The following is a 12,159-nucleotide window of genomic DNA, read 5'->3' as shown; positions in this document are numbered from 1 at the left end:
TATTTTGCCATATTCCTTTCCTACAATTCAAAATGTGGTAAATTCATAGCAAAAAATAAGGTATGGGTTTTAGTTTATCAGAATGGTGGGAATCGTTATCCTTAATCGAACAGATTTACTGGGCTTTCGCTATTCCGTCTACTCTTATATTCATCATACAAACGATCCTTACGTTCGTTGGAGGAGATTTTGATTCAGATGGCGGTGCTGATTTTGATGTTGAAATGGATGATGGTGCGGGATTTCAATTCTTCACACTAAAAAATTTCGTCGCATTCTTCACCATTTTTTCGTGGACGGGCATTGCTTGTTTGGACTCGAATTTTGCGCTTGGACTTACGCTTATCATTTCAATTTCTGCGGGAGTATTAATGATGGTCATCATGGGAAGCATATTTTATTATTTCAGTAGACTTACTGACAGTGGAACCATGTCTTTCAAAAATGCCATTGGAAAAGTGGGGGAAGTTTATTTACCCGTATCTGCCGAAAGAGGGAATATTGGAAGAGTGTCTATAAAAGTTCAGGGTTCTTTAAGAGAGCTTGAAGCCATTACCGACGACAAGGAAGATCTTTCCGTTGGGATGGTTATTGAAGTCTCCGATATCGTCGGCGACAATGTTTTACTCATCACTAAATCAAAATAAATGTCAGGTTCTTTTATCATCATCATTGGAGTCGTAGTTGTCTTCATATTTGTTATTCTCATTGGCTTATTCCAACGCTACAAAAGATGTCCATCAGACCGTATATTGGTGGTGTATGGGAAAGTTGGAAAAGGCGCGGATAATTCCGGTCTTTCCGCAAAGTGTATCCATGGTGGAGCTGCTTTTATATGGCCAATTATTCAGGATTATGAATTTCTTGATCTGACACCCATATCCATTGAGGTAATGCTCACAAATGCATTGAGTAGGCAAAATATTCGAGTCGATGTTCCTTCGAGATTTACGGTAGGTATATCCACAGAAGAAGGCATCATGACCAATGCAGCCGAGAGGTTGCTGGGATTGGATCAGCCAAGTATCCATGACCTTGCAAAAGATATCATTTTTGGTCAATTGCGTTTGGTAGTTGCCACCATGGACATTGAAGAAATCAATAACAATAGAGATAAATTTCTTGCGAACGTAGCGAATAATGTAGAGGCTGAATTGAAAAAGATTGGCTTAAAATTGATCAACGTAAACGTAACCGATATCAAGGATGAGTCAGGTTACATCGAAGCATTGGGTAAAGAAGCTGCTGCAAAAGCAATCAATGATGCACGTAAGAGCGTTGCGGAAAAAGATCGAGATGGATCGATAGGAGAAGCGAATGCTGTACAAGAACAACGTGTGAAAGTTGCCTCCGCTGATGCTACTGCTGTGGAAGGGGAAAACTTAGCTAAGGTGACTATTGCTCAGTCAGATGCAACGAGACGTGAGAAGGAAGCAGAAGCTCAGAGACAAGCGATAGCAGCAGAAAAAGTACAAAGCGCAAAAGCCTTGGAAGAGGCCTACGCTGCGGAACAAGAAGCTGAAAATGCCAGAGCAGAAAGAGATCAGGCCAGTCAGACTGCTGATGTGGTTGTCCCTGCACGCATTGATAAAGAAAAAGTAGAAATTGATGCGGAGGCGCAAGCAGAAAACATTCGAAGAATTGCGAAAGGAGAAGCTGATGCAATTCTTTTCAAAAAACAGGCTGAAGCGAAAGGTATTTTTGAGGTTTTGACCAAGCAAGCAGAAGGGTTTAAGAAAATCGTTGAAGCAGCTGGAAAGAATTCCAAAGATGCAGTATTACTTATCATTGCAGATAAGATGGATGAACTTGTCCGACTTCAAACGGAAGCCATCAAAAACATCAAAATCGACAAAGTCACTGTTTGGGATAGTGGGAATGGTGATGGCGAGCGTAACTCTACTGCCAACTTCATTTCTGGACTTTATAAGTCGGTTCCACCACTTCAGGAGATGTTTGATATGGCTGGTATGCAACTACCAGAATATTTAAAAGGAAAATCGACTGAAGAGATCAAACAAATGGCAAAGGAGGTAAAAGCAAAAAAGACTACTGCTAAGCCTAAACAAGCCCCGCCAAAAGCAGAAGAATAACAAGACTAAGCCCTTCGATTGGAGGGCTTTTTATTGCTTCAAAGAAACTGATTAATAGCATCATTCCTGAAACTACCGAAGGAGATAGATTAGTTAGTTTCATGGTATTAGAGGGGAAAAAAATCCGGGATTTCTCAAAATCAAAAACCAGAATGACGATTTATCTTTCACAGACAAAAGGAAAATAAAAACCCTCCTCGTCCCGATAGTTATCGGGATCGAGAAGGGTTTATTCAATCTATATCCAGGGTAAATTCCGAGCTAGTAGCTAAAAAGCCAAAAGCTATTTTTTCTCCTCTTCTACCTCTTCGAATTCTACATCAGACACATCGTCTGCACCATTGCTCGAACCTGCATCAGCGCCTGCACTTGCACCACCTGTAGGATCAGCTCCAGGAGCACCTTCAGCACCGCCCTGAGCGGCATACATCTCTTGAGAAGCTGCAGTCCATGCATTGTTCAATGCTTCCATTGCTGTATCTATCTCAGCAAGGTCTTGCTTACCATGCGCTTCCTTCAATTTAGTCAACGCACCGTCAATAGCTGTTTTGTTACCTTCAGAAAGTTTTTCTCCAAACTCACTCAACTGCTTCTCTGTCTGGAAGATTAATGAATCCGCCTGATTGATTTTTTCAACTTTTTCTTTGGCTTGCTTATCAGCTTCCGCATTTGCTTCTGCGTCCTGCTTCATTTTCTCGATTTCCTCATCCGTCAATCCTGAAGATGCCTCGATTCTGATCTTCTGCTCTTTGCCAGTCCCTTTATCTTTAGCGCTCACGCTTAAGATACCATTCGCATCAATATCAAATGTGACTTCTACCTGAGGTACGCCTCTCGGTGCTGGTGGAATGCCATCTAGGTGAAATTTACCAATCGACTTGTTCCCATTTGCCACCGGACGCTCACCCTGCAATACGTGGATTTCCACCGAAGGCTGGTTATCAGCAGCTGTAGAGAATGTCTCGGACTTCTTCGTTGGAATAGTCGTATTAGACTCAATCAGTTTTGTAAATACACCTCCCATGGTTTCAATACCCAATGAAAGTGGAGTTACGTCTAGAAGCAATACATCTTTCACCTCTCCGGTTAATACACCTCCTTGAATCGCAGCTCCAATTGCAACAACTTCATCAGGATTTACACCTTTAGAAGGTTTCTTACCAAAAAACTTTTCAACTTCCTCCTGAATCTTAGGAATTCTAGTAGAACCACCTACTAAGATTACTTCATCAATTTCTGAGGTAGATAGACCTGCATCCTTCAATGCTGCTTCTACTGGCTTCATCGATCTCTTCACTAAATCATCTGCAAGTTGCTCGAATTTCGCACGGCTCAATTTTCTCACCAAGTGCTTAGGCACTCCGTCAACTGGCATGATGTATGGCAAGTTAATTTCAGTTTCTGTTGATCCTGAAAGTTCAATTTTTGCCTTCTCTGCAGCTTCTTTCAAACGCTGAAGCGCCATTGGATCTTTTCTAAGATCAATATTCTCATCATTTTTAAATTCGTCTGCCAACCAGTCTATAATCACACCATCAAAATCATCACCACCAAGGTGTACGTCACCGTTCGTAGACTTCACCTCAAAAACACCTTCACCTAATTCCAAGATAGAGATATCGAATGTACCACCACCAAGGTCATACACCGCAATCTTCATGTCCGCATCTTTCTTATCAAGACCATAAGCTAAAGCTGCTGCAGTAGGTTCATTGATGATTCTTTTCACATCTAGGCCTGCGATTTGTCCTGCCTCTTTCGTTGCTTGTCTTTCCGCATCGTTGAAGTATGCAGGAACAGTCACCACTGCTTCTTTTACTTCTTGACCCAAGAAGTCCTCAGCAGTAGACTTCATTTTCTGAAGAATCATTGCAGAGATTTCTTGAGGAGTATATGTTCTATCTCCAATCTTCACACGTACAGTATCATTGCTACCAGCTTCCACCTCGTACGACATGTTTTTTCGCTCTGCACTTACCTCAGAATATTTCTTGCCCATGAATCTTTTCACAGAGCTGATAGTATTTCTTGGATTCGTAATTGCCTGACGTTTGGCAGAATCACCTACTTTTCTTTCCCCTTTTCCATCGTCAAGAAATGCTACGATGGAAGGAGTCGTTCTTCGTCCTTCGCTATTCTGGATCACTACCGGCTCATTACCCTCCATTACGGAAACGCAAGAGTTGGTAGTTCCTAAGTCGATACCTATGATTTTTCCCATTTCTATATTTATCTATTGTTCGTTATTCTAGATTCAAATTCAATTAATCAATGGATGTGCCAAAGGAAAAATTGTGACACATTGACAGACATCCTTGCCGCTTTTTGCAAGCAATCGGAAAAAATGAACATAGAATTCATTTTTTTGAGAGAACTGACAGTTTTTCACATCAGAGGATATTCCTGCTATCGGCTTTATCTGCCTCCACCCATTTTCCAACTTAGGCAGGATACCGCCTCTATCAGGTCTACATGGAAGGAGATTCGCTGAATTATCACAAAAGACCCTGAAACAAGCCTGTCTGCCTGTAAAGGCAGGTTCAGGGTGACTTCTCTAAAGTAAATAGGCATTCGTAGTTTAATTGGGTCATGCTGAATTTATTTCAGCATCTACTCCTCTTCATCACCATTATCGTATCGTTGTTTGATTACACGTACAATCAAAAGCAATACAAACACGATCACCATCCCAATGATTAGGGTATTTTTTACTTCAGAATGAGAGAATCCTGTCTCTCCCGAATCTATGATCTGATATATAAGAAATCCAATCATCAAATAGAGTACGTACCGGAAAGACTTTTTCATCCTGTTATTTGAAATAGTTTATACTAACTGTAGCTAGTTCAGAATTTGGAAATTTAGCCCGATGTTTTGAGTCATTTATTAGCCCCGATTCTGCTACTACCTTATCAAAACTATCTATTTCTAAAATATATTGATCTGAGAAGCCATGGGTTGCCTCATATGCAGTGCTTGCCGTCTTGCCAAGGTTATCTGATGTTAATTTCGGATCTAACCCGTGCAGCTCAATAGCTATCAATCCAAACTTTTGAATGTATGGTTTCCACTTTTTAAGATGAGATTTTAGGTTGGCTTCTACATCATTATTATTGAGTAACCTACCTCCCGAGGTAAAAGCGCCGGAAGAAATACTCGTAGCATCCAATACTTCATCGGTGTTTTCCCACATTCTGTTATGATCCAGAAAAGTGCGAACATTCAAAAGGTCTACTAGCTTAATTTCATAATTCTCTTCCAAATCTTCTGCCAACCGTTGAGGATTACCAATATCACCCCATATCACTTTTGCCCACACATCCGCACTAATTAAGTTCTCCCTTGTCACTTTTAGAGCTGCTTCATTGTAGTCAGCCCCCACCAGAAAAAGTGGATACTCTTCTAACATCTTACCACGTTTCGTCTTGTGAAAAACAACGTCAAAAACGTGAATCAGGAAAGCTCCGTTTCCACAGCCCATATCCAAAATGCCTTTAGGTTGTTGAGTGATTGGTCTATTAAAAAGATCAATGATAATGCTATCTACTTTTTCAAAATAAGCCACATGAGCACCTCCGCTTCCCCATACGTTCATTTCTCTATCAACGCCCTTCTCTCTTTCTCCTTCATTCACCTTTAATATTTCAGGATTTCCAAAAATCAACTCATCAAGATTTCTAAATGTCGGCATGTAAGAAACAGTTACACCATAGGCTGATGATCTCTTTGCAAAAAAAAGTCCTTTCTCTGTGAACTTGTAAGTATCATTTCTCTTTTCAAACCATCCTAAGTAAGTGAAAAAATCAAGGATACTTTCAAAACTTTCTGGATCTTCATGATATTCTCCCGGACCAAAAGACGTCTCCATAAAATATTTATGAAACATCCCTCCCATACCCAATTGCACGGCACTCGGCCCCACCAATACTCCTTCAATATGTTTAAGGATTTGCCTTTGAATTTCTGATTCTAATGTGTCTTTTGGGCTAATTAGATAGCCATTCATAAACTTCTTAGCAATCCTATTCCACATCTCAAAAGGTTCTTTTTCAAATTTTCTTCGATGAAATTGTCCCGAGAACTTTATGAGTTCAACTACCTCCTTGTAATGGAGAGCATTTGAAAATGCAGCTTTGCTTTTACTATTTTCAGTGACTGTAATTTTCTTATTTCCATTCTCCACGCCATAATCCAACCAACCTTGAGAAGCCAATAGTCTCAATCCAACATTCAAATAGCCATCATTAGCAGCAAAGTAATCAGCAGTAGAATTTAGATCGATGGCCTTCTCATTTAGAAGATAGTCCAAAACACCTTTCTGATGTAGTTCATAGGCAACTGGTGCTATAGCAATTCCGTCCAGATGACGAAATAATTCACTTCTGTACCCAGAATTACGCTCTTTTATTGAATCCATTGATTATCTATTTCTAATCGAAAATTATGCTATTTCTGAATCATTCCTCCCATTCTTTATACATATCATTAGATGCTTAGCTTGATTGGCTAATTTTGCACTCCAATTCATAATTATGACTTTAGAACAGGAAATAGGTAGGCGTAGAACATTCGGCATCATTGCTCACCCTGATGCTGGTAAGACAACTCTAACAGAAAAACTTCTTCTTTTTGGAGGCGCTATTCAAACAGCTGGCGCGGTAAAGTCAAACAAGATCGACATTGGCACTCGTTCTGATTGGATGGACATTGAAAAGCAACGAGGCATCTCCGTAGCAACTTCCGTGATGGGCTTTGAATACAAAGACCTTAAAATAAATATCCTTGACACTCCTGGTCATAAAGATTTTGCTGAAGATACCTATCGTACATTGACAGCTGTAGACAGTGTAATCATGGTGATAGACTGTGTAAAAGGTGTAGAGGAACAGACAGAAAAACTCATGGAGGTATGCCGTATGAGGAAGACTCCTGTTATTTGTTTTATCAACAAGCTCGATCGTGAAGGACAGGATGCTTTTACACTATTGGATGAGATTGAGGAAAAACTAGACATCAAAGTTCGACCAATGAGCTGGCCCATTGGCATGGGGAAAACACTTCGTGGAGTCTACAATATCTATGAAAATAATGTAAACCTTTATGAACCTAACAAGCAAAAACGGGTAGATGATGTTGTTGAGATAAAAGGTGTGGAAGATCCCAAACTGGACAAGCATCTTCCTGAATCGCTTGTGAATGAACTGAGAGAAGAGATAGAATTAGTAAATGGAGTATATGATGAGTTTGACGAACAAACTTATCTAAGCGGTCAGGTGGCGCCTGTATTTTTTGGTAGTGCTGTCAACAACTTTGGAGTGCGCGAATTGCTAGATTGCTTCACACAAATAGCACCATCTCCTAAATCACGTGAAACAGAAGAGAGAGAAATTTCTCCTGAAGAGAAAAAATTCTCAGGATTCATCTTTAAGATCCATGCCAATATGGACCCTAAGCATCGAAATAGAATTGCGTTTGTCAGAGTCTGTTCAGGGAAATTTGAACGGGGAAGCAATTACTATCATGTTCGACAGGATAAGCAAATTCGATTCTCAAATGCTACGGCTTTTATGGCGCAGCAAAAGGAAACTGTTGAAGAAGCATTTCCAGGAGATATTGTAGGACTGTACGATACAGGCAACCTCAAAATCGGTGATACTATAAGCGAAGGTGAAAAAGGTTTGTACAAAGGCATACCATCTTTCTCCCCTGAAATGTTCCGTGAGGTGATCAACATGGATGCAATGAAATCTAAACAGTTAGATAAGGGGCTTAACCAGTTGATGGATGAAGGATTGGCGCAGCTTTTCACTTTTGAACTTGGATCCAGAAAAGTAGTAGGAACTGTTGGGGCATTACAGTTTGAAGTACTCCAGCACCGACTTCTCAATGAATATAGTGCCAATGCGAAATTTGAATCTGTGAGCATATACAAGGCATGTTGGATCAGCTCTACCGATAAATCAAAACTGGATGCTTTCATCAAAGACAAGCAGCGACATATTGCAAAAGACAAAGAAGGTAGGTTAGTATTCATGGCGGAATCAAAAGCTTGGTTGCAAATGGTACAAGACAATTTTCCAGATATTGAATTCCACTTTATTAGTGAATTCTAGCTTTCCGCAAGCTCAATTCGTTATACACTTCTGAGAAATGAAGAAAAAGGAAATTTTGTGGTTACTCATTTCAATAACAGCTAGTTTTCTTTTAGTAGTTATTCTCATTGGAATGCTTTTTATCTCCCGAGGAGCAAGCTTCTTTGACTACCTAAACCAGCTTCCTCAGATCATTTTCCGACTTATTAAAGAACCGATTGTCTGGATCACTCTATCCATTCCTTACTTTATCAGAAAGTTGATTCAGTATTGGATACGTGGATATAGAAAAGGAAAATTTAAAAAATTGGGGTTAAGATTTACTTACTCTTTTCTGCTCCCAGGAATTGCTATTGTCATATTCATCAAACTCTCCAATTGGTATCAGACAAGTGAGTACTTTGATTATAGGTGGGATGAAACTGTCTATAACAATGAAGGCGTAAGCAGACATTACTCAGACTCTGATCAAAAGATTAGAGGTATGCATTTCTTTGGCAGAGTTGATAGCTTAAAAATCATTGAACTGACTAAGGGAAACATAGAACATCTCATCCTTATCCCATATGCCGATCAGAAAGACTACAATGTTCCCATGAGCAAGCTATCAGAGGAGAGAATAGAGCGAAGGGATTCTTCATACCGCAGAACAATAAATGTCTGTCAAAAAATGGGAATTGATGTCATTATCAAACCACATATCTGGATAAGTGATCCCAGTGATGGGAAATGGCGCGCTGATATTTGGATGGAAAGTGAAGAAGATTGGCAAGAATGGGAAAGCAACTACACTCAGTTCATTCTTACATACGCAAAGCTGAGTGAGCGCTTTGGCCTTCCTCTTTTCTGTATTGGAAATGAATATTATTTATCAACAACTAAAAGACCAGATTACTGGAGGTCGCTCATCAGAAAGGTAAGAAAGGTTTATTCTGGAAAGTTAGTATATGGCGCTAATTGGGATAGAGAGTATATAGAAATCCTATTTTGGGATGAGCTAGACTACATAGGCATTCAGGCATATTTTCCCTTAGCAGATACAGAGTTGCCAGAATACAATCAAATACATGATGGATGGAATGTTCATCTAAAAGAAATACAAAGTGTCTCCGAAAAATTTGGGAAGGAAATAATCTTCACTGAGTTGGGATATAAAAGCACACCAGATGCGGCACAATATCCGTGGGGTTGGGAAAATTTTGTTGAAAATCAATTTCAACGTATCTCTACCAAAACTCAGACTTATTGCTATCAAGCTTTCTTTGAAAAGGTGTGGGTTCAGGATTGGTTCGCTGGCGTCATGATTTGGCAATGGCAATCTAGGGATAGTGGTGAAACCTTGAATCATTACTTTACAGTAAAAGGCAAGCCTGCATTTAATGAACTAGCCAAGGGTTTTTCATTAGAATTAGACTAGTCCAAAAGGATTGACTAATTTGATTCATCATTTATAAATGAGAATTTTAATTACCGTATTTTTCCTTCAGGCAAAACTCATATTCTGCCAAAGTCCAGTATTGATTGATAGCTTGAAAAACGAGCTTACTTCAAACCCGGATAGTATTAAGCAAATCCTATTAACAGATCTTGCCTGGGAATATGCATATTCAAATATCGACTCAGCTAAATACTATGGCTTAGAGGCCCTGAAGCTTGCCAATAAGAGGAATAACCTCAATGATATTGCCAGGTCCAAAAGTATGCTGGCCATTGTATATGACATCAATGGAGAAGTGAGAGATGCTGCTAAACTCTACGTGGAAGTTGCCAAGTATTATGAATCCATCAATGATGTAGCTGAGCTTTCTAAAGCTTACAATAATCTTGGTGTCTTATTTTACTATAATGGAGATTATACTAAGTCCGATGAGTATTTTTTAAAAAGCATGACCATTGACGAGAAACTAGGAGATTCATTGGGTGTTGCCAGTTCACTCATAAATCTTGCAGCAATATCCAACTATTCCGATGATTATGCTCAATCATTTCAATACCTGAGAAAAGCTGAAAAAATTGCTCTAAATCTTCCGAAGAGTGACATCATTTCTTCGGTCTATGAAGAACTGGCAACTACCTATGCATATGCAGAAGTGTATGACAGCAGCATTCTCTATATAAAGAAGTCACTACCTACTCACAAAGCATCCAATGATATTCATAGTGTCCTATCAAGTTATAATGGACTAATAACGGCTTATTATTCTCTAAAAAATTACGATTCAGCACTTTATTATTTTGCAGAAGCACAAAACCTTGCGAATGGATATGATGACATTACGATACGAAGTAGTAGATATCGTTTAGGGTCCAGTATTTATGCAGCTATAAATGATTTTGAAAATGCTTATAAATTCCAACTTAAGTATCAAGCAGATAATGACTCAATAAGAAGCAGCGATAGAGCCAAAGCACTGAATGAGCTCGAAGAAAAATATCAAAGCGAGCAAAAAGAAATTGAGATTTCCAAACTTCAAGTAGAACAGCAAAAATCGCAAAACCAACGAAACGTTTTGCTGCTTGTCTCAGCATCGGTTATTCTGGGAGCGATATTGCTTTTTGCGCTGGTGAGATCTAAGTCTAAGGCGAATAAGATAATCGCAAAATCGCTCGATGAAAAGGAAACACTTCTCAAGGAGATTCATCATCGCGTAAAAAATAACCTTCAAGTCGTTTCAAGCCTACTTAGCATGCAATCACGTTTTATCACAGATGAAAATGCCCTAGGCGCAGTGAACGAAGGACAAACTCGAGTAGAATCCATGGCGTTGATTCATCAAAAGCTCTATCAGGAGAACAACCTATCTGGAGTTTATGCTAAAGAATATATTGAAGACTTAGCAGAAATTTTAAAGCAATCTTACACTACTGGGGCTGATATCGATTTCAAATACGAGATAGATGAACTTTTAATCGATGTGGACACCATTATTCCAATTGGACTTATACTAAACGAACTAATATGCAATTCATTGAAGCATGCATTCCCTGATAATGAAGAAGGGGTTATACAGGTAAGTCTTAAGGAAGAAGAAAGCGAGCTTAAATTAAAAGTAAGTGATAATGGGGTTGGATCGAGTGGCTCTGCAACTGGAGAATCTTTTGGAATGGTATTGATAGAATCTCTTGCTATGAAGCTAAAAGCTTCACTGGAAACTACGAATCAGAATGGCACTTCTACCTTGCTAAGTATCAAAAAATATAAGCTTGTCTGATGGATAGAAGAGTTTTAATTGTAGAAGATGAACCACTCATTGCAAAAGATCTGAGTTTCATTTTGGAAGATTTAGGAATAAGGCAAATAAGTATTGCCATGAGCTATGATGATGCACTTGAATTTTTGAATAGCGAAACTTTCGATCTAATCTTATTAGACATCAACTTATCGAGCGATAAAGATGGAATTGACCTAGCTAATGAAATAAATCATACTTTTCACACTCCATTTATTTTTATTACTTCTTATTATAATGTCACCACAGTCTCACGAGCAAAAGTGACGAATCCTCTTGCATATTTATTGAAGCCATTCAACCAGCATGATATCCGGATAAATGTAGAAATGGCTCTGTATAAGACCGATCAATCAAAAGAGGAATCTACTATTTATCTAAGAGAAAAAGCGGGAACTATTCAACTGGAACTAACTGACATAAAATACCTGGAAGCACAGGATAACTATACGAAGATTTATACTTTTTCAGAAGAGATATTAGTCAGCCAAACGCTTAAATCAATTTTACTTAAACTCCCGGGGGCGGATTTTGTAAGAACACATAAATCGTATGCCATACGTGTGGATCATATCACCATGATTAAAGGTGGATATGCATACGTGGATCAGGAAAAAATTCCCATAGGCAGGTCATACAAGTCAGAGTTTCAAGAGCGAATTTCTATTCTATAATGTCGTTCACTCAAAATTTTGGTTGTTCACTTTAAATATTATTTATCCAATCAATAGTTGGATAATTTGG

The 12,159-nt window shown here is 39.0% G+C and carries 10 protein-coding genes; 6 read left to right on the top strand and 4 right to left on the bottom strand.

What is annotated here, in order from left to right:
- Positions 1-62: 62 nt before the first annotated feature.
- Both ABJQ32_18840 and ABJQ32_18835 read left to right on the top strand, forming a co-directional pair.
- Positions 63-647, top strand: coding sequence for a hypothetical protein (locus ABJQ32_18840; GenBank protein ID MEP5291721.1), 585 nt, complete (start codon positions 63-65; stop codon positions 645-647).
- Positions 648-2,093 (top strand): SPFH domain-containing protein, encoded by a 1,446-nt coding sequence (locus tag ABJQ32_18835; GenBank protein MEP5291720.1) that lies wholly within the window; start codon positions 648-650, stop codon positions 2,091-2,093.
- A 283-nt stretch (positions 2,094-2,376) separates the two neighbouring features.
- Here the strand turns inward: ABJQ32_18835 and dnaK are convergent, their stop codons facing one another.
- The 4 genes from dnaK to ABJQ32_18815 form a co-directional block, all read right to left on the bottom strand.
- Positions 2,377-4,314, bottom strand: coding sequence for a molecular chaperone DnaK (gene dnaK, locus ABJQ32_18830; GenBank protein MEP5291719.1), 1,938 nt, complete (start codon positions 4,312-4,314; stop codon positions 2,377-2,379).
- Positions 4,315-4,508: 194 nt separating this feature from the next.
- Positions 4,509-4,664, bottom strand: coding sequence for a hypothetical protein (locus tag ABJQ32_18825; protein ID MEP5291718.1), 156 nt, complete (start codon positions 4,662-4,664; stop codon positions 4,509-4,511).
- Positions 4,665-4,703: 39 nt separating this feature from the next.
- Positions 4,704-4,901 carry a hypothetical protein gene (locus ABJQ32_18820; GenBank protein MEP5291717.1) on the bottom strand — a complete coding sequence of 66 codons (198 nt, stop codon included), beginning with the start codon at positions 4,899-4,901 and terminating at the stop codon, positions 4,704-4,706.
- A gap of 4 nt (positions 4,902-4,905) precedes the next feature.
- Positions 4,906-6,510: a class I SAM-dependent methyltransferase gene (locus ABJQ32_18815; protein MEP5291716.1), complete on the bottom strand. Its 1,605-nt coding sequence runs from the start codon at positions 6,508-6,510 to the stop codon at positions 4,906-4,908.
- Positions 6,511-6,625: 115 nt separating this feature from the next.
- Here ABJQ32_18815 and ABJQ32_18810 point away from each other — a divergent pair, with 115 nt between their 5' ends.
- From ABJQ32_18810 to ABJQ32_18795, 4 genes are read left to right on the top strand one after another with little or no spacing between them, the layout of a single operon-like run.
- Positions 6,626-8,206, top strand: coding sequence for a peptide chain release factor 3 (locus ABJQ32_18810; GenBank protein MEP5291715.1), 1,581 nt, complete (start codon positions 6,626-6,628; stop codon positions 8,204-8,206).
- 37 nt (positions 8,207-8,243) lie between these two features.
- Positions 8,244-9,602 carry a hypothetical protein gene (locus ABJQ32_18805; GenBank protein MEP5291714.1) on the top strand — a complete coding sequence of 453 codons (1,359 nt, stop codon included), beginning with the start codon at positions 8,244-8,246 and terminating at the stop codon, positions 9,600-9,602.
- Positions 9,603-9,639: 37 nt separating this feature from the next.
- Positions 9,640-11,397 carry a histidine kinase dimerization/phosphoacceptor domain -containing protein gene (locus tag ABJQ32_18800; GenBank protein MEP5291713.1) on the top strand — a complete coding sequence of 586 codons (1,758 nt, stop codon included), beginning with the start codon at positions 9,640-9,642 and terminating at the stop codon, positions 11,395-11,397.
- On the top strand, positions 11,397-12,089 hold the full coding sequence (locus tag ABJQ32_18795) for a response regulator (protein MEP5291712.1): 693 nt from the start codon (positions 11,397-11,399) through the stop codon (positions 12,087-12,089). Before ABJQ32_18800 ends, ABJQ32_18795 begins: the two co-directional genes overlap by 1 nt.
- Positions 12,090-12,159 lie beyond the last annotated feature (70 nt).

The sequence above is a fragment of the Marinobacter alexandrii genome, from assembly GCA_039984955.1.
Classification (GTDB): domain Bacteria; phylum Bacteroidota; class Bacteroidia; order Cytophagales; family Cyclobacteriaceae; genus Ekhidna.
Note: the sequence above shows the minus strand (reverse complement) of the source record. Positions and strands in the feature narration are given on the sequence as shown.